This is a genomic window from Ferdinandcohnia sp. Marseille-Q9671 (assembly GCF_976954385.1).
Map to the genome: position 1 here is coordinate 22726 of NZ_CDRJTA010000002.1, position 17976 is coordinate 40701.

Annotated in this window: 18 protein-coding genes; all 18 read left to right on the plus strand. The window is 39.7% G+C overall.

Annotated elements, in window-relative coordinates:
• Positions 1–215: 215 nt before the first annotated feature.
• Positions 216–3785: a DNA-directed RNA polymerase subunit beta gene (gene rpoB, locus ACWNMY_RS11675; RefSeq protein ID WP_449538471.1), complete on the plus strand. Its 3570-nt coding sequence runs from the start codon at positions 216–218 to the stop codon at positions 3783–3785.
• Positions 3786–3960: 175 nt separating this feature from the next.
• Complete coding sequence (gene rpoC / locus ACWNMY_RS11680) at positions 3961–7557, plus strand: DNA-directed RNA polymerase subunit beta' (protein ID WP_449538472.1); 3597 nt, start codon at positions 3961–3963, stop codon at positions 7555–7557.
• A 140-nt stretch (positions 7558–7697) separates the two neighbouring features.
• Positions 7698–7946: a 50S ribosomal protein L7ae-like protein gene (locus tag ACWNMY_RS11685; RefSeq protein ID WP_449538473.1), complete on the plus strand. Its 249-nt coding sequence runs from the start codon at positions 7698–7700 to the stop codon at positions 7944–7946.
• Between the two features lie 105 nt (positions 7947–8051).
• Positions 8052–8474, plus strand: coding sequence for a 30S ribosomal protein S12 (gene rpsL / locus ACWNMY_RS11690; RefSeq protein WP_099352736.1), 423 nt, complete (start codon positions 8052–8054; stop codon positions 8472–8474).
• 38 nt (positions 8475–8512) lie between these two features.
• Positions 8513–8983 (plus strand): 30S ribosomal protein S7, encoded by a 471-nt coding sequence (gene rpsG / locus ACWNMY_RS11695; protein WP_449538474.1) that lies wholly within the window; start codon positions 8513–8515, stop codon positions 8981–8983.
• A 178-nt stretch (positions 8984–9161) separates the two neighbouring features.
• Positions 9162–11240, plus strand: a complete 2079-nt coding sequence (gene fusA / locus ACWNMY_RS11700; protein WP_449538475.1) for an elongation factor G — start codon at positions 9162–9164, stop codon at positions 11238–11240.
• Positions 11241–11361: 121 nt separating this feature from the next.
• Complete coding sequence (tuf, locus tag ACWNMY_RS11705; protein ID WP_449538476.1) at positions 11362–12552, plus strand: elongation factor Tu; 1191 nt, start codon at positions 11362–11364, stop codon at positions 12550–12552.
• 374 nt (positions 12553–12926) lie between these two features.
• Complete coding sequence (gene rpsJ, locus ACWNMY_RS11710) at positions 12927–13235, plus strand: 30S ribosomal protein S10 (protein WP_003348621.1); 309 nt, start codon at positions 12927–12929, stop codon at positions 13233–13235.
• A 43-nt stretch (positions 13236–13278) separates the two neighbouring features.
• Positions 13279–13908, plus strand: a complete 630-nt coding sequence (gene rplC / locus ACWNMY_RS11715; RefSeq protein WP_449538477.1) for a 50S ribosomal protein L3 — start codon at positions 13279–13281, stop codon at positions 13906–13908.
• A gap of 25 nt (positions 13909–13933) precedes the next feature.
• Positions 13934–14557, plus strand: coding sequence for a 50S ribosomal protein L4 (gene rplD / locus ACWNMY_RS11720; protein ID WP_449538478.1), 624 nt, complete (start codon positions 13934–13936; stop codon positions 14555–14557).
• Positions 14557–14844: a 50S ribosomal protein L23 gene (gene rplW, locus ACWNMY_RS11725; protein WP_449538479.1), complete on the plus strand. Its 288-nt coding sequence runs from the start codon at positions 14557–14559 to the stop codon at positions 14842–14844. Before rplD ends, rplW begins: the two co-directional genes overlap by 1 nt.
• 26 nt (positions 14845–14870) lie before the next feature.
• Positions 14871–15701, plus strand: a complete 831-nt coding sequence (gene rplB, locus ACWNMY_RS11730) for a 50S ribosomal protein L2 (RefSeq protein WP_449538480.1) — start codon at positions 14871–14873, stop codon at positions 15699–15701.
• A gap of 57 nt (positions 15702–15758) precedes the next feature.
• Positions 15759–16037, plus strand: a complete 279-nt coding sequence (rpsS, locus tag ACWNMY_RS11735) for a 30S ribosomal protein S19 (RefSeq protein ID WP_449538481.1) — start codon at positions 15759–15761, stop codon at positions 16035–16037.
• A gap of 17 nt (positions 16038–16054) precedes the next feature.
• Positions 16055–16396 carry a 50S ribosomal protein L22 gene (rplV, locus tag ACWNMY_RS11740; protein ID WP_449538482.1) on the plus strand — a complete coding sequence of 114 codons (342 nt, stop codon included), beginning with the start codon at positions 16055–16057 and terminating at the stop codon, positions 16394–16396.
• 3 nt (positions 16397–16399) lie between these two features.
• A complete protein-coding gene (gene rpsC, locus ACWNMY_RS11745) occupies positions 16400–17056 on the plus strand; it encodes a 30S ribosomal protein S3 (protein WP_449538483.1) in 657 nt (218 codons plus the stop codon).
• Between the two features lies 1 nt (position 17057).
• The gene (rplP, locus tag ACWNMY_RS11750; protein WP_010285062.1) at positions 17058–17492 is read left to right on the plus strand and encodes a 50S ribosomal protein L16; all 435 of its coding nucleotides are present in this window, start codon (positions 17058–17060) and stop codon (positions 17490–17492) included.
• Complete coding sequence (gene rpmC, locus ACWNMY_RS11755; protein ID WP_010285065.1) at positions 17482–17679, plus strand: 50S ribosomal protein L29; 198 nt, start codon at positions 17482–17484, stop codon at positions 17677–17679. Before rplP ends, rpmC begins: the two co-directional genes overlap by 11 nt.
• A gap of 28 nt (positions 17680–17707) precedes the next feature.
• Positions 17708–17971: a 30S ribosomal protein S17 gene (rpsQ, locus tag ACWNMY_RS11760; protein ID WP_449538484.1), complete on the plus strand. Its 264-nt coding sequence runs from the start codon at positions 17708–17710 to the stop codon at positions 17969–17971.
• Positions 17972–17976: the final 5 nt, after the last annotated feature.

Genomic DNA, 17976 nt, shown 5'->3' on the forward strand with positions numbered 1-17976 from the left:
AAGATGCAAATTTGTATCATATTTAGACATAAAACGAGTGCACGTCTGACTTACATATGTCACGTGATTTCTGATAGTTGCCATAAGGGGTTTCTATCAATTTGGTTCATTTTTTACTTCTTACTATTTAACTAAGTTCTGAAGTAGAAGTTTGTTACTAGTAAGTACTTATAAATTAGCAAGATTAATAACGCTTGATATGAGGGGTGAATGGGTTGACAGGTCAACTAGTTCAGTATGGACGACACCGCCAACGAAGAAGTTATGCTCGTATTAGTGAAGTTTTAGAATTACCAAATCTTATTGAGATTCAAACCTCTTCTTATCAGTGGTTTCTTGATGAGGGTCTTAGGGAGATGTTTCAAGATATTTCCCCAATTGAAGATTTTACAGGTAACCTTTCTCTAGAGTTCATTGATTACAGTTTAGGTGAGCCGAAGTATTCTGTTGAAGAAACTAAGGAGCGAGATGTTACTTATTCAGCGCCACTTCGAGTTAAGGTGCGTTTGATCAATAAAGAAACTGGTGAAGTAAAAGATCAAGATGTATTTATGGGTGATTTCCCACTCATGACAGAAACGGGTACGTTCGTTATCAACGGTGCGGAACGTGTAATTGTTTCTCAATTGGTTCGTTCACCAAGTGTCTATTATAGTGGTAAGGTTGATAAGAATGGAAAACGCGGCTTTACTGCTACGGTAATACCAAACCGTGGTGCCTGGTTAGAGTACGAAACAGATGCGAAGGACGTTGTTTACGTTCGTATAGATCGTACAAGAAAATTACCGGTTACGGTTCTTTTGCGCGCGCTTGGGTTTGGCTCTGATCAAGAAATCATCGATTTGTTTGGTGAAAATGAATACTTGCGTAACACACTTGAAAAAGACAACACAGAGAGTACAGAAAAAGCACTACTCGAAATATATGAACGTCTACGTCCGGGTGAACCACCGACAGTAGATAATGCAAAAAGTTTATTAGAATCACGCTTTTTTGATCCAAAGCGTTACGACCTTGCAAGTGTAGGTCGCTACAAAATTAATAAAAAGCTTCATATTAAAAACCGTTTATTTAATCAACGTTTAGCAGAAACTCTCGTTGATCCAGAAACGGGTGAAATCATTGTAGAAAAAGATACTCTACTTGACCGTAGAGCGTTAGATCGTATCATTCCGTATTTAGAGAATGGGATTGGATTTAAATCCGTTCAACCATCAGGTGGAGTAATAGATGAAGAAATTACGCTTCAATCTATTAAAATTTATGCTCCGAATGATCCAGATGGAGAACACGTAATAAATGTCATCGGAAATGCGTATGTAGAAGAAGCTGTTAAGAATATTACGCAAGCTGATATTTTATCTTCTATTAGTTATTTCTTTAATCTGTTACATCAGGTTGGGGATACAGATGATATCGACCATTTAGGTAACCGTCGTTTACGTTCGGTTGGAGAACTTCTTCAAAACCAATTCCGTATCGGGTTATCAAGAATGGAACGTGTTGTTCGTGAGAGAATGTCCATTCAAGATACGAATACAATTACTCCACAACAATTAATTAATATCCGTCCTGTGATTGCGTCTATTAAAGAGTTCTTCGGAAGTTCGCAGCTGTCACAATTTATGGATCAAACAAATCCATTGGCGGAATTAACACATAAAAGAAGACTTTCAGCATTAGGGCCTGGAGGACTAACTCGTGAACGAGCAGGGTTTGAAGTTCGTGACGTTCACTATTCCCACTATGGCCGTATGTGTCCGATTGAAACTCCGGAAGGTCCAAACATTGGGTTAATTAACTCTCTATCTTCATATGCGAAAGTAAATCGATTTGGGTTTATTGAAACGCCATATAGAAGAGTCGATCCGGAAACAGGAAAGGTAACAGCACGTATTGATTACCTAACTGCAGACGAAGAGGATAATTATGTTGTCGCGCAGGCGAATGCTCGTTTGGATGATGATGGCTCTTTCTTAGATGATGATGTTGTTGCGCGTTTTAAAGGTGAGAACACAGTTGTAAATCGTGATCGAATTGATTACATGGATGTATCTCCTAAGCAAGTTGTTTCTGCAGCGACTGCATGTATTCCTTTCTTAGAGAACGATGACTCGAACCGTGCGCTAATGGGAGCGAACATGCAACGTCAGGCAGTGCCGCTTATGCAACCAGAAGCACCAATTGTAGGTACTGGTATGGAGTATGTATCAGGTAAAGACTCTGGTGCTGCAGTTATCTGTAAAAATCCTGGTATTGTTGAACATGTGGAAGCGAAGCAAGTTTGGGTTAGACGATACGAAGAGGTTGATGGCCAAAAGGTAAAAGGTGACCTTGATAAGTATCGTATGCTTAAATTTATCCGTTCCAACCAAGGAACTTGTTATAACCAACGTCCGATCGTTTCGGTTGGAGACGAGGTTGTAAAAGGAGAAATCCTTGCAGATGGTCCTTCAATGGAAAAAGGTGAGCTAGCGTTAGGACGTAATGTTCTTGTTGGTTTTATGACTTGGGATGGCTACAACTATGAAGATGCTATCATTATGAGCGAAAGACTTGTAAAAGATGATGTCTATACATCTATTCATATAGAAGAGTATGAATCTGAGTCACGTGATACGAAGCTGGGACCTGAAGAAATCACACGCGATATTCCAAATGTTGGTGAAGATGCTTTGCGCAATCTTGATGAGCGAGGAATTATTCGTGTGGGTGCAGAAGTAAAAGATGGAGATTTATTAGTTGGTAAAGTTACACCTAAAGGAGTAACTGAGTTAACTGCAGAAGAACGTCTTTTACATGCGATCTTCGGAGAAAAAGCTCGTGAGGTTCGGGATACGTCCCTTCGCGTACCACATGGTGGTGGAGGAATTATCCTAGATGTTAAAGTATTTAACCGTGAAGACGGTGATGAATTACCACCAGGCGTAAATCAGCTCGTTCGTGTATATATCGTACAGAAACGTAAGATTCACGAAGGCGATAAAATGGCTGGACGCCACGGAAATAAAGGGGTAATTTCGAGAATTCTTCCAGAAGAGGATATGCCATATCTTCCGGATGGAACACCGATTGATATCATGTTAAATCCGTTAGGGGTTCCATCACGTATGAACATCGGTCAGGTGCTAGAGCTACACTTAGGTATGGCTGCTAGATATCTAGGCATTCATGTTGCTTCACCGGTATTTGATGGAGCGAGTGAATCGGATGTTTGGGATACTCTCGAGGAAGCTGGTATGTCACGTGATGCAAAAACAGTACTATACGACGGAAGAACGGGTGAGCCGTTTGACAATCGTGTATCTGTTGGTGTCATGTATATGATTAAGCTAGCACATATGGTTGATGACAAACTTCATGCTCGTTCAACTGGACCTTATTCACTTGTAACGCAACAACCACTTGGTGGTAAAGCACAGTTCGGTGGACAACGTTTTGGTGAGATGGAGGTATGGGCACTTGAAGCTTATGGTGCAGCTTACACATTACAGGAAATCTTAACTGTTAAATCAGACGATGTCGTAGGTCGTGTGAAGACATATGAAGCAATTGTGAAGGGTGAAAATGTACCAGAACCTGGTGTCCCTGAATCATTTAAGGTATTAATAAAAGAATTACAGTCACTTGGTATGGATGTGAAGATCCTTTCAGGTGATGAACAAGAAATCGAAATGCGTGATCTTGAAGATGATGAAGAGGCTAGTCAATCAGAGGGTATCTCCCTTGATACTGACCAACCTAGCGATTCAGAACTAGAAAAGAATGCAGTTGTAAAAGAATAAAAGTACATGTTCAAATAAATAGGTGAAAGAGAATGCGTCGACACGAACTCCACTATGTGTGGGTTTGTCGACGCTTCACTTCCGCTAGAATCTTGAACAATACTTACGAATTAACACTCATTGAGCATATAGGTCAATTAGGGTAATCCTGAAGATCAAAAGGGAGGTAGGCCCCTTGCTAGATGTTAATAATTTTGAATACATGAGCATTGGTCTCGCATCACCAGATAAAATCCGTTCATGGTCATTTGGTGAAGTGAAGAAGCCAGAAACAATTAATTATCGTACTCTAAAACCAGAAAAAGATGGTTTATTCTGTGAACGTATTTTTGGTCCGCAAAAGGACTGGGAATGTCACTGTGGAAAGTATAAGCGTGTTCGATATAAAGGTGTTGTATGTGACCGATGTGGCGTAGAGGTTACTCGTGCAAAAGTCCGTCGTGAGCGTATGGGACATATTGAACTTGCTGCACCTGTATCACACATTTGGTATTTTAAAGGAATTCCAAGCCGTATGGGACTTGTCTTAGATATGTCTCCGCGTGCTCTTGAAGAAGTAATTTACTTTGCCTCTTATGTTGTAACAGAAACTGGAGATACTCCTTTAGATAAAAAGCAATTGCTATCTGAAAAGGAATATCGTGCATATCGTGAAAAGTACGGGAACACTTTCCAAGCGTCAATGGGAGCTGAAGCAATAAGAAAACTTCTGTTTGATATCGACCTTGAAAAGGAAGTAAGTGGCTTGAAAGAGGAATTGAAAACTTCTCAAGGCCAAAGAAGAACGCGTGCTATTAAACGTCTAGAAGTACTAGAAGCTTTCCGTAATTCTGGTAATGAACCATCATGGATGATCCTAGATGTTCTACCAGTTATACCACCTGAATTAAGACCTATGGTTCAGTTAGATGGTGGACGATTTGCAACTTCAGATCTAAATGATTTGTATAGACGAGTAATTAACCGTAATAATCGTTTGAAACGTCTTTTGGACCTTGGTGCACCTAGCATTATCGTTCAAAACGAAAAACGTATGCTTCAAGAAGCAGTTGATGCTTTAATAGACAATGGACGTCGTGGTAGACCTGTTACAGGTCCAGGTAACCGTCCGTTAAAGTCACTTTCTCATATGTTAAAAGGTAAACAAGGTCGTTTCCGTCAGAACCTATTAGGAAAACGTGTTGACTATTCAGGACGTTCAGTAATCGTAGTAGGACCGAACCTCAAAATGTACCAATGTGGTTTACCAAAAGAAATGGCTTTAGAGCTATTTAAGCCGTTTGTTATGAAAGAGTTAGTCGAAAAAGGACTTGCTCACAATATAAAAAGTGCAAAACGCAAAATTGAACGTGTACAACCAGAGGTCTGGGATGTACTTGAATCTGTTATTAAGGAGCATCCGGTTCTACTAAACCGTGCACCTACATTACACCGATTGGGTATTCAAGCGTTCGAACCAACATTAGTTGAAGGTCGTGCAATCCGTTTGCATCCACTTGTATGTACGGCATATAATGCAGACTTTGACGGTGACCAAATGGCTGTTCACGTACCACTATCTGCCGAAGCGCAAGCTGAAGCTAGACTGTTAATGTTGGCTGCACAAAACATCCTTAACCCTAAAGACGGTAAGCCTGTTGTTACGCCATCACAGGATATGGTATTAGGTAACTATTATCTAACACTAGAGCGTCCTGGTGCTGTTGGTGAAGGAATGGTGTTTAAGGATACAAATGAAGCGATTCTTGCTTATCAAAATGGCTATGTTCATCTTCATACAAGGGTTGCAGTACATGCAGGTTCCTTAAAGAACCAAACATTTACTGAAGAACAAAACAATATGTTGTTAATGACAACAGTAGGTAAGTTAATATTCAACGAGATTCTTCCAGAATCATTCCCGTATATAAATGAACCTACTAAAACAAACCTTGAGGTTAAAACACCTGAGAGATATTTCATCCCTAAAGGTGCGAATGTAAAAGAAATTATTCAAAGTCAAGAACAAATAGATCCATTCAAAAAGAAAATACTTGGTAATATTATTGCTGAAGTATTTAAACGTTTTAAGATTACGGAAACCTCCAAAATGCTTGACCGCATGAAGGATCTTGGTTTTAAGTACTCAACAAAAGCTGGTATTACCGTTGGTGTAGCTGACATTGTCGTATTAGCTGAAAAAGAAGAAATCTTAACACAAGCCCAGGCGAAGGTTGACAATGTGTTAAAACAGTTCAGACGTGGTTTAATTACAGAAGATGAACGTTATGACCGAGTTATCTCTATTTGGAGTGCTGCTAAAGATACAATCCAAGGGAAGCTAATGGCCTCACTTGATAAGCGCAACCCAATCTTTATGATGAGTGACTCTGGTGCCCGTGGTAATGCATCTAACTTTACTCAGTTAGCTGGTATGCGTGGTCTAATGGCGAACCCGGCTGGACGTATTATTGAACTTCCAATCAAATCAAGTTTCCGTGAAGGTTTAACAGTACTTGAATACTTCATCTCAACACATGGTGCGCGTAAAGGACTTGCGGATACAGCCTTAAAGACGGCTGACTCTGGTTATTTAACTAGACGTTTAGTAGACGTTGCCCAAGATGTAATTGTACGTGAAGATGACTGTGGTACCGATCGTGGATTACTCGTAGGATCATTGAAAGAAGGTACAGAAATTATTGAACCTCTTGAAGAACGATTAGAAGGTCGTTATGCAAGAAAGAAAGTAGTTCATCCTGAAACCAATGAAATATTAGTAGCAGAAAATGATTTAATTACAGAAGATATAGCAAAGACAATAGTCGATGCTGGTGTTGAAACTGTAACGATTCGTTCTGCATTCACTTGTAACACACGACATGGTGTCTGTAAAAAATGTTATGGGCGTAACCTAGCAACAGGATCAGAGGTTGAAGTTGGTGAGGCAGTAGGTATTATTGCAGCTCAGTCAATTGGAGAACCGGGAACTCAGCTTACAATGCGTACGTTCCATACTGGTGGGGTTGCAGGAGACGATATTACCCAAGGTTTACCTCGTATTCAAGAATTATTTGAAGCGAGAAATCCAAAAGGGCAAGCCGTTATTACTGAAATTAACGGTGTAATAACTTCAATAAATGAAGTGAAAGATAGACAGCAGGAAATTGTTATCCAAGGTGACGTTGAATCACGTTCATACACTGCGCCTTATAGTGCTCGATTAAAAGTGACGGAAGGTCAACAAGTTGAGAGTGGTCAGGTATTAACGGAAGGTTCAATTGATCCTAAGGAACTATTAAAGGTTACAAATAGTACGGCTGTTCAAGAATATCTATTAAAAGAAGTTCAAAAGGTATATCGTATGCAGGGTGTTGAAATTGGTGATAAGCACGTCGAAGTAATGGTTAGACAAATGCTTCGAAAAGTAAGAGTCACTGATGCTGGGGATACTGACGTATTACCAGGTTCATTGCTTGACATACATCAATTTACAGATGCAAATACAAAGGTACTACTTGAAGGCAAAGCACCAGCTACTGGTAGACCGGTACTATTAGGAATTACAAAAGCTTCCTTAGAAACTGACTCATTCTTATCTGCTGCATCATTCCAAGAAACAACGCGTGTGTTAACGGACGCAGCAATTAAAGGTAAACGAGATGAATTACTAGGGTTAAAAGAAAATGTAATTATTGGTAAACTAGTTCCGGCAGGTACAGGTATGAACCGATATCGTCGTGCAGAACCTGTTGTTGTTGAACAACATGAGGATACTGTAGGCGTTGAATAAAGGGTAGAAGAGCATTTCTAAGACAATGGATGTCTACTGGAGGATGAAATAATTTTATTCACATCTAGTTGACATCCTCATCTTAGGGTGTTAATATAGCTAAGGTGCTCCTTTAACCTGATACTTTGGAGGATGTTTTTATGTCTTATGAAAAAGTATTACAGGCAAAGAAGATTATTATTGGTACTAAGCAAACAGCAAAGGCAATCCAGTCAAATGAAGTATCGGAAGTAGTTGTGGCAGAAGATGCTGATCGGCGTGTAATCAATAAAGTATTACAACTAGCTGGTGAACAACAAATTCCTGTCTATAAAGTAGATTCCATGAAAAAGCTTGGAAAGGCTTGTGGAATCGAGGTTGGAGCTTCAGCTGTAGCCATTATTTATTAAAAACTGTTTTTGTGGAGTTAGAGATCTACAAGAACTTTGTTTTTTGCTAAAAAATGAACCACCTGGATATGTGGTCTTGATGAAAAGAGAAGGGAGGAAACAAAAATGCCTACAATTAACCAATTAATTCGTAAGGGTCGTGAATCAAAAGTTCAAAAATCCGACTCTCCTGCGTTAAATAAAGGTTATAACAGCTTCAAAAAGTCACAAACTAACGCAACTTCACCTCAAAAACGTGGTGTTTGTACTCGTGTTGGTACTATGACTCCTAAGAAGCCGAACTCAGCACTTCGTAAGTATGCTCGTGTACGTTTAACAAACGGAATTGAGGTTACTGCTTACATCCCAGGAATTGGTCACAACCTACAAGAGCACAGTGTTGTACTAATCCGTGGAGGACGTGTTAAGGACTTACCGGGGGTACGTTATCACATCGTTCGTGGTGCATTAGACACTGCTGGTGTTAATAATCGTATGCAAGGTCGTTCTAAATATGGTACTAAGAGACCAAAAGCAGCAAAAAAATAATAGACTAACATAATCAAGACTGAAAGGAGGAAATATTAATGCCTCGTAAAGGACCTGTAGCTAAGAGAGATGTATTACCAGATCCAATTTATAATTCAAAGCTTGTAACTCGTTTAATCAACAAAATGATGGTTGATGGAAAAAGAGGTAAATCACAAGCGATTTTATATAATGCGTTTGAAATCGTTCAGCAACGTTCAGGTAAGGATGCAATGGAAGTGTTTGAACAAGCAATCAAAAACATCATGCCTGTACTTGAAGTAAGAGCACGTCGTGTAGGTGGTGCAAACTATCAAGTTCCTGTTGAAGTTCGCCCAGACCGTCGTACTACTTTAGGTTTACGTTGGTTAGTAAACTATGCACGTCTTCGTGGTGAAAAAACGATGGATGAGCGTTTAGCTAACGAAATTCTTGATGCAGCTAACAATAGTGGTGCATCAGTTAAGAAACGTGAAGATACACATAAAATGGCAGAAGCGAACAAAGCGTTTGCTCACTACCGTTGGTAAAATAAAAACTTTATTTAACATATCGTTGTCTAAAGTTAATGTTTGTGGGCACACTACTCTAGTTATCTAACTAGGGTGTGTCGCATGAGCACATTTGATAGAAGAGCTCTGTTAAACTATTTAACAGAGCCATACTTCCATAAAACTATACTTAACATAGGAAAGGAGAAAGACCCAAATGGCAAGAGAGTTCTCCTTAGAAAAGACTCGTAATATTGGGATCATGGCGCACATTGATGCTGGTAAGACAACAACAACTGAGCGTATCCTTTATTACACTGGTAAAATTCATAAAATCGGTGAGACTCACGAAGGTGCTTCTCAAATGGACTGGATGGAGCAAGAACAAGAACGTGGTATCACGATTACTTCTGCTGCTACAACAGCTTCATGGAAGAATCACCGTGTTAACATCATCGATACACCAGGACACGTAGACTTCACTGTAGAGGTTGAACGTTCACTTCGTGTACTTGATGGTGCTGTAACAGTTCTAGATGCACAGTCTGGTGTTGAACCACAAACTGAAACAGTTTGGAGACAAGCTACAACTTACGGAGTACCACGTATTGTATTCGTAAACAAAATGGACAAGATTGGTGCTGACTTCTTGTACTCTGTAGGCACAATTCATGACCGCCTTCAAGCTAATGCGCATCCTATTCAATTACCAATTGGTGCAGAAGACCAATTTAAAGGGATCATTGACCTAATCGAAATGAAAGCAACGTTCTATGGTAACGACCTCGGAACTGAAATCGAAGAGGGAGATATTCCTGAAGAATATGTTGACCAAGCTAACGAGTACCGTGAAAAGCTAATGGAAGCAGTTGCTGAATTAGATGAAGAGTTAATGGAAAAATATCTTGGTGGAGAAGAAATCTCTAACGAAGAGCTAAAAGCTGCTATTCGTCAAGGTACCATTAATGTAGAATTTTATCCTGTTTTATGTGGGACAGCATTTAAGAACAAAGGTGTTCAAAAAATGCTTGATGCTGTAATTGACTATCTTCCAGCTCCAACTGATGTAGAATCAATTAAAGGTCATGTTCCAGATTCAGAAGAAGAAGTTGAACGTCATTCAGATGACAATGAGCCATTCGCAGCTCTAGCATTTAAAGTAATGACAGATCCTTATGTTGGTAAGTTAACATTCTTCCGTGTGTATTCAGGTACATTAAATTCAGGATCATATGTACAAAACTCAACAAAAGGAAAGCGTGAACGTGTTGGTCGTATTCTACAAATGCACGCAAACAGCCGTGAAGAAATCTCAACTGTTTATGCAGGGGACATTGCAGCAGCTGTAGGTTTAAAGGATACTACTACTGGTGATACGTTATGTGACGAAAAGAGTCTAGTAATTCTAGAGTCCATGACATTCCCAGAACCAGTTATTCAACTTTCTGTTGAGCCTAAGTCTAAAGCTGACCAAGATAAAATGGGACAAGCTTTACAAAAACTACAAGAAGAAGATCCTACTTTCAGAGCTCATACTGACCAAGAAACAGGTCAAACAATCATTGCTGGAATGGGTGAATTACACCTAGATATTCTAGTAGATCGTATGAAGCGTGAATTTAAAGTAGAAGCAAATGTAGGTGCTCCTCAGGTTGCTTATCGTGAAACGTTCCGCAGCTCTGCACAGGTTGAGGGTAAATTTGCTCGCCAATCAGGTGGACGTGGTCAATACGGACACGTTTGGATCGAATTTGCACCAAACGAAGAAGGTAAAGGTTTTGAATTTGAAAATGCAATCGTCGGTGGGGTTGTTCCACGCGAATACATTCCTGCTGTACAAGCTGGGTTGGAAGACTCTCTTGAAAGAGGGGTTCTAGCTGGCTATCCATTAGTAGATATCAAAGCTAAACTTTACGATGGTTCTTACCATGATGTTGACTCAAGTGAAATGGCGTTTAAAATTGCTGCTTCAATGGCTCTTAAGAACGCTGCATCAAAATGTAACCCGGTTATCCTTGAGCCTGTAATGAGGGTCGAGGTAGTTATTCCTGAGGAATACATGGGTGATATTATGGGTGGTATCACTTCTCGTCGTGGTCGTGTAGAAGGTATGGAAGCACGCGGTAATGCTCAAGTAGTACGTGCGATGGTTCCACTTTCTGAGATGTTTGGTTACGCAACTTCATTACGTTCTAACACACAAGGTCGTGGAGTATTCACTATGCACTTCGATCACTATGAAGAAGTACCAAAATCAATTTCTGAAGAAATTATTAAAAAAAATAAAGGTGAATAATTGATTTTCATCTTTACTTAAAGTATAACTACTTATGTAGGCCTAGAAAGTGAGGGTTATCTCACTTTCAGGCATATCATACTTACTAATAAAATTACAAATACTTAAGGAGGCTTTTCAAATGGGAAAAGAGAAATTTGACCGTTCGAAACCACATGCTAATATTGGTACAATTGGACACGTTGACCATGGTAAAACTACTTTAACAGCTGCTATTACTTCCGTTCTTGCAAAAAGAAGCGGTAAAGGTGTAGCAATGGCTTATGATCAAATCGATGGTGCTCCAGAAGAACGTGAGCGTGGAATTACAATTTCTACTGCACACGTTGAATACGAAACTGACAATCGTCACTATGCACACGTTGACTGCCCAGGACATGCTGACTATGTTAAAAACATGATCACTGGTGCTGCTCAAATGGACGGCGGTATCTTAGTTGTATCTGCAGCTGATGGTCCAATGCCACAAACTCGTGAGCACATCCTTCTTTCTCGTCAAGTAGGTGTACCTTACCTTGTTGTATTCATGAACAAGTGTGATATGGTAGACGACGAAGAATTACTAGAATTAGTTGAAATGGAAGTTCGTGACCTTCTTTCTGAATATGACTTCCCTGGTGATGATATTCCAGTAATTAAAGGTTCTGCACTTAGAGCTCTTGAAGGAGATGCTGAGTGGGAAGAAAAAATTATCGAATTAATGGCTGCTGTTGATGAGTACATTCCTAACCCACAACGTGACACTGAAAAGCCATTCATGATGCCAGTTGAGGATGTATTCTCAATCACTGGTCGTGGAACAGTTGCTACTGGACGTGTTGAGCGTGGACAAATTAAAGTTGGTGAAGTTGTAGAAATCATCGGTTTAACTGAAGAGCCAAAATCAACTACAGTAACTGGAGTTGAAATGTTCCGTAAGCTTCTTGATTTTGCTGAAGCTGGTGACAACATCGGTGCACTACTTCGTGGTGTTGCTCGTGAAGACATCCAACGTGGACAAGTACTTGCTAAGCCAGGTACAATTAAGCCACACACAAAATTCAAGGCTGAAGTTTATGTATTATCAAAAGAAGAAGGTGGACGTCATACTCCATTCTTCTCAAACTACCGCCCACAGTTCTACTTCCGTACAACTGATGTAACTGGAATTTGTAACCTTCCAGAAGGTGTTGAAATGGTAATGCCTGGTGACAACATTGAAATGACAGTTGAACTAATCGCTCCAGTTGCGATCGAAGACGGAACTAAGTTCTCTATTCGTGAAGGTGGACGTACAGTTGGAGCTGGCGTTGTTGCTTCAATCCAAGAATAATAAATAATATATCTTTAAAAACAGGTGGGGAAACCCACCTGTTTTTTTGGGCAGTAAATTCAAACAAGATCCGTACTTTTAGATGTGAGAAAGAGTCATAATCTTTATTTCCATAATCTAACGTAAAATTAATTCGCATCGTAGGTTGAAATGTCATAACTAGGTGTGTATAATTTAAAAAGTGCGAAACACGTGCATAAAACAAAGAATATGTTGCAATTGTATTTTGTTTTATGTATAATAGACAATGTTGGTCTTTGACTGCGATGATGTGGAAGGTTGCTGATACACCCGGCCGCTTTGCCATGGCGAGTGTAAGGAAATTTCCACGGAGAAGGTCTATTTTAAAAGTAGGCGATAAAGGAGGGAAAATAATGGCAAAACAAAAAATTCGTATTCGTTTAAAAGCATATGATCACCGAATTCTTGATCAATCTGCAGAAAAAATCGTAGAAACAGCAAAACGTTCTGGGGCAGCAGTTTCAGGTCCGATACCACTTCCAACTGAGAAGTCTGTTTATACGATTCTTCGTGCTGTTCACAAGTACAAAGATTCTCGTGAGCAATTCGAAATGCGTACACATAAACGCTTAATCGATATCATTAACCCAACACCACAAACTGTTGATTCATTGATGCGTTTAGATCTACCGTCTGGTGTTGATATTGAAATCAAACTTTAATTTTAAATGAAATATATTGTAAATATTATAGGAGGTGTGACTAATGACCAAAGGAATCTTAGGAAGAAAAATTGGTATGACTCAAGTGTTCGTAGGTAATGGTGAGCTTGTTCCCGTAACTGTAATCGAAGCTACTCCAAACGTAGTTCTTCAAAAGAAATCTGCTGAAACTGATGGATACGAAGCTGTTCAAATCGGTTTTGAAGATAAAAGAGAAAAGCTTTCAAACAAACCTGAAAAGGGCCATGCTGCTAAAGCAAACACTGCACCTAAGCGCTTCGTTCGTGAATTACGTGGAGCAAACTTAGATGAGTTAGAAGTTGGTCAAGAAGTCAAAGTTGATATCTTCGCTGAAGGAGATATTGTAGATGTAACAGGAATATCAAAGGGTAAAGGATTCCAAGGTGCAATCAAGCGTCACGGACAATCTCGCGGACCTATGTCTCATGGTTCACGTTATCACCGTCGCCCTGGTTCAATGGGACCTGTAGCGCCTAACCGTGTATTCAAAAACAAACTTTTACCTGGACGTATGGGTGGAGAGCGTATCACAGTACAAAACTTAGAAATCGTGAAAGTAGATACAGAGCGTAATCTTCTTCTAGTAAAAGGTAATGTACCGGGTGCGAGAAAATCAGTAATTACTATTAAAAGTGCTGTTAAAGCGAAGTAATTTACTAGGAAAGGAGGAAAATTGAATGCCTAAAGTATCATTGTATAACCAAACTGGTTCAGCTGTTGGAGAAATCGAATTAAACGATTCTGTATTCGGTGTAGAGCCAAATCAACAAGTATTATTTGATGCAGTAATTATGCAAAGAGCTTCCTTACGTCAAGGAACTCATAAAACAAAGATTCGTTCTGAAGTAGCAGGCGGAGGACGTAAGCCATGGCGCCAAAAAGGTACCGGTCGCGCTCGTCAAGGTTCTATTCGTTCACCACAATGGCGTGGCGGTGGAACAGTATTCGGTCCTACTCCAAGAAGTTATAGCTATAAATTACCTAAAAAAGTACGCCGTTTAGCAATCAAATCAGCTTTATCAACTAAGGTGTTAGAGGAAAACATTCTAGTATTAGACAATCTACTATTAGAAACTCCTAAAACAAAAGACATGGTTGCGGTACTGAAAGGGTTAAACGTAGAACGCAAAGCGTTAATCGTAACTGCTGATGTAAACGAAGCAGTTGAACTTTCAGCTCGTAATATTCCAGGAGTAACTGTTGTTACTGCTAACGGAGTAAGTGTTCTTGATGTTCTAAACCATGATAAGCTTGTGATTACTAAAGCTGCGGTGGAAAAAGTAGAGGAGGTGCTCGCATAATGAAAGATCCTCGTGATATTATTAAGAGCCCTGTTATTACTGAACGTTCATCAGACCTTATGGCTGAAAAGAAATATACGTTTGAAGTTGACGTGAAATCTAATAAAACTGAAGTTAAAGATGCTATACAGCAAATCTTTGGTGTGAAGGTTGAAAAAGTTAACATCATGAACTACAAAGGTAAGTTCAAGCGTGTAGGACGTCACAGTGGTTACACAAATCGTCGCAGAAAAGCAATCGTTAAATTAACTGCAGATAGCAAAGAAATCGAATTCTTTGAAGTTTAATTTTATAGAGAAGGAGGGAAATAGAGATGGCGATTAAAAAATACAAACCAACCTCTAATGGTCGTCGTAATATGACAACTCTTGATTTCGCTGAAATCACTACAGACAGACCAGAAAAATCATTACTTGCGCCTTTACACAGAAAAGGTGGACGTAATAACCAAGGTAAATTAACAGTACGTCATCAAGGTGGCGGTCATAAGCGTCAATACCGTGTAATCGACTTTAAACGTGATAAAGATGGTATACCAGGACGCGTTGCTACAATCGAATATGATCCAAACCGTTCAGCGAACATTGCATTAGTCAATTATGCTGATGGAGAAAAACGTTACATTCTTGCTCCAAAAAACCTAAAAGTAGGTATGGAGGTAGTTTCAGGTCCTGAAGCTGATATCAAGATCGGTAACGCACTACCATTAACAAACATTCCAGTAGGTACAGTTATCCACAACATCGAACTTAAACCTGGTAAAGGTGGACAATTAGTTCGTTCTGCTGGTACTTCTGCACAAGTACTTGGTAAAGAAGGAAAATATGTACTTGTACGTTTAACATCTGGTGAAGTTCGTATGATTCTTGCTACTTGTCGTGCTACAGTAGGTCAAGTAGGTAACGAACAACATGAACTTGTTAATATTGGTAAAGCAGGTCGTTCTCGTTGGTTAGGCAAACGCCCAACAGTACGTGGATCTGTAATGAACCCTAATGATCACCCACACGGTGGTGGTGAAGGTAAAGCGCCAATCGGACGTAAGTCACCAATGTCTCCATGGGGTAAACCAACTCTTGGATTCAAGACTCGTAAGAAGAAAAACAAATCAGATAAATTTATCGTACGTCGTCGTAAAAAATAACGGGATTTGCTGCGGTTCACTTAAGAACCGTACGCAATCACGAAGGGAGGTTCACTTATGGGACGCAGCTTAAAAAAAGGACCTTTTGTAGATGACCACTTAATGAATAAAATTGAGAAGGCTAACGACTCTGAAAAGAAGCAAGTAATTAAAACTTGGTCTCGTCGTTCTACTATTTTCCCTCAATTTATTGGTCATACAATCGCGGTATATGATGGTCGTAAACACGTACCGGTCTATGTTACTGAAGATATGGTAGGTCACAAACTTGGTGAATTTGCACCAACTCGTACTTACAAAGGCCATGCAAATGACGATAAGAAAACAAGACGTTAATGAGAGGAGGATTATCTATGCAAGCTAAAGCTGTTGCGAGAACAGTTCGTATTGCTCCTCGTAAGGTTCGACTAGTAGCAGATTTAATTCGAGGCAAGCAAGTAGGTGAAGCAATTGCAATTCTACGTCTTACACCAAAAGCTGCTTCTCCAGTTGTGGAAAAAGTATTAAATTCTGCGATTGCGAATGCAGAGCATAACTACGAAATGGACGCTAATAACCTAGTTATTACTGAGGCATATGTAAACGAAGGTCCAACATTAAAAAGATTCCGTCCAAGAGCTATGGGACGTGCAAGTCAAATTAACAAACGCACTAGCCACATTACAATCGTGGTATCAGAAAAGAAGGAGGGATAAGTAGTGGGTCAAAAAGTTAATCCAGTCGGACTGCGTGTTGGGATTATCCGTGATTGGGAGTCAAAATGGTACGCAGGAAAAGACTATGCAGATTTATTACATGAAGATCTTAAAGTACGTGAGTATATCACAAAACGTTTAAGTGATGCTTCTGTTTCTAAAATTGAGATCGAACGTGCAGCTAATCGTATTAACGTTACTGTCCATACTGCTAAACCAGGTATGGTAATTGGTAAAGGTGGTACAGAAGTTGAAGCACTTCGTAAAGCTTTAAATCAATTAACTGGCAAACGTGTACACATTAATATCCTTGAAATTAAAAGAGCTGACATCGATGCTACTCTAGTTGCAGAGAATATTGCTCGTCAATTAGAAAATCGTGTATCATTCCGTCGTGCACAAAAGCAAGCTATCCAACGTGCTATGCGTGCTGGTGCTAAAGGTATTAAAACACAAACTTCAGGTCGTTTAGGCGGAGCTGATATCGCTCGTGCAGAACACTACAGTGAAGGTACAGTTCCACTTCATACACTTCGTGCAGACATCGATTACGGTACTGCTGAAGCTGATACAACTTATGGAAAGATCGGCGTAAAGGTATGGATCTATCGTGGAGAAGTCCTTCCTACAAAGAAGAAAACTGTGGAAGGAGGAAAATAATATGTTGTTACCTAAACGCGTTAAATACCGCAGAGAACACCGTGGAAAAATGCGTGGTCAAGCAAAAGGTGGTACCGAAGTTCATTTCGGCGAATACGGTTTACAAGCTCAAGAAGCTTCTTGGATTACAAACCGTCAAATCGAAGCTGCTCGTATTGCTATGACACGTTATATGAAACGTGGCGGTAAAGTTTGGATTAAAATTTTCCCATCTAAGCCATATACAGCAAAACCTCTTGAAGTACGTATGGGTTCCGGTAAAGGTGCTCCTGAAGGATGGGTAGCTGTTGTTAAACCTGGAAAAGTAATGTTTGAAATTGCTGGTGTATCTGAAGAAATAGCTCGTGAAGCTCTTCGTCTAGCATCTCACAAACTACCAGTTAAAACTAAGTTCGTAAAACGTGAAGAAATTGGTGGTGAATCAAATGAAAGCTAATGAAATCCGTGACCTTACCACTGCCGAAATAGAACAAAAAGTAAAATCATTAAAAGAAGAATTATTTAACCTTCGCTTTCAACTAGCTACTGGTCAGCTTGAAAACACTGCACGTATCCGTGAAGTACGTAAATCAATCGCTCGCATGAAAACAGTAGTCCGCGAAAGAGAAATCGGTCGTAAATAATCGATAACCAGGAAGGAGGTTTACTATAGTGAGTGAACGCAATCAACGAAAAGTCTATACTGGACGTGTTGTATCTGACAAAATGGATAAAACGATCACTGTTCTTGTAGAAACCTATAAGAAACATTCTCTTTACGGCAAACGCGTAAAGTATTCAAAGAAATTTAAAGCACATGATGAAAACAATGTTGCGAAAACTGGCGACATCGTAAAAATTATGGAGACTCGTCCATTATCTGCTACAAAACGTTTCCGTCTTGTTGAGGTAGTAGAACAAGCGGTTATTATCTAATCATA

What these genes read in the sequence shown, in the direction of transcription:
- rplP (WP_010285062.1), top strand. Translation starts at nt 17,058, where the DNA reads ATGTTGTTACCTAAACGCGTTAAATACCGCAGAGAACACCGTGGAAAA.
- rpsG (WP_449538474.1), top strand. Translation starts at nt 8,513, where the DNA reads ATGCCTCGTAAAGGACCTGTAGCTAAGAGAGATGTATTACCAGATCCA.
- rpsL (WP_099352736.1), top strand. Translation starts at nt 8,052, where the DNA reads ATGCCTACAATTAACCAATTAATTCGTAAGGGTCGTGAATCAAAAGTT.
- rpsS (WP_449538481.1), top strand. Translation starts at nt 15,759, where the DNA reads ATGGGACGCAGCTTAAAAAAAGGACCTTTTGTAGATGACCACTTAATG.
- rplV (WP_449538482.1), top strand. Translation starts at nt 16,055, where the DNA reads ATGCAAGCTAAAGCTGTTGCGAGAACAGTTCGTATTGCTCCTCGTAAG.
- fusA (WP_449538475.1), top strand. Translation starts at nt 9,162, where the DNA reads ATGGCAAGAGAGTTCTCCTTAGAAAAGACTCGTAATATTGGGATCATG.
- rplW (WP_449538479.1), top strand. Translation starts at nt 14,557, where the DNA reads ATGAAAGATCCTCGTGATATTATTAAGAGCCCTGTTATTACTGAACGT.
- ACWNMY_RS11685 (WP_449538473.1), top strand. Translation starts at nt 7,698, where the DNA reads ATGTCTTATGAAAAAGTATTACAGGCAAAGAAGATTATTATTGGTACT.
- rplB (WP_449538480.1), top strand. Translation starts at nt 14,871, where the DNA reads ATGGCGATTAAAAAATACAAACCAACCTCTAATGGTCGTCGTAATATG.
- rpmC (WP_010285065.1), top strand. Translation starts at nt 17,482, where the DNA reads ATGAAAGCTAATGAAATCCGTGACCTTACCACTGCCGAAATAGAACAA.
- rplD (WP_449538478.1), top strand. Translation starts at nt 13,934, where the DNA reads ATGCCTAAAGTATCATTGTATAACCAAACTGGTTCAGCTGTTGGAGAA.
- rpsJ (WP_003348621.1), top strand. Translation starts at nt 12,927, where the DNA reads ATGGCAAAACAAAAAATTCGTATTCGTTTAAAAGCATATGATCACCGA.
- tuf (WP_449538476.1), top strand. Translation starts at nt 11,362, where the DNA reads ATGGGAAAAGAGAAATTTGACCGTTCGAAACCACATGCTAATATTGGT.
- rplC (WP_449538477.1), top strand. Translation starts at nt 13,279, where the DNA reads ATGACCAAAGGAATCTTAGGAAGAAAAATTGGTATGACTCAAGTGTTC.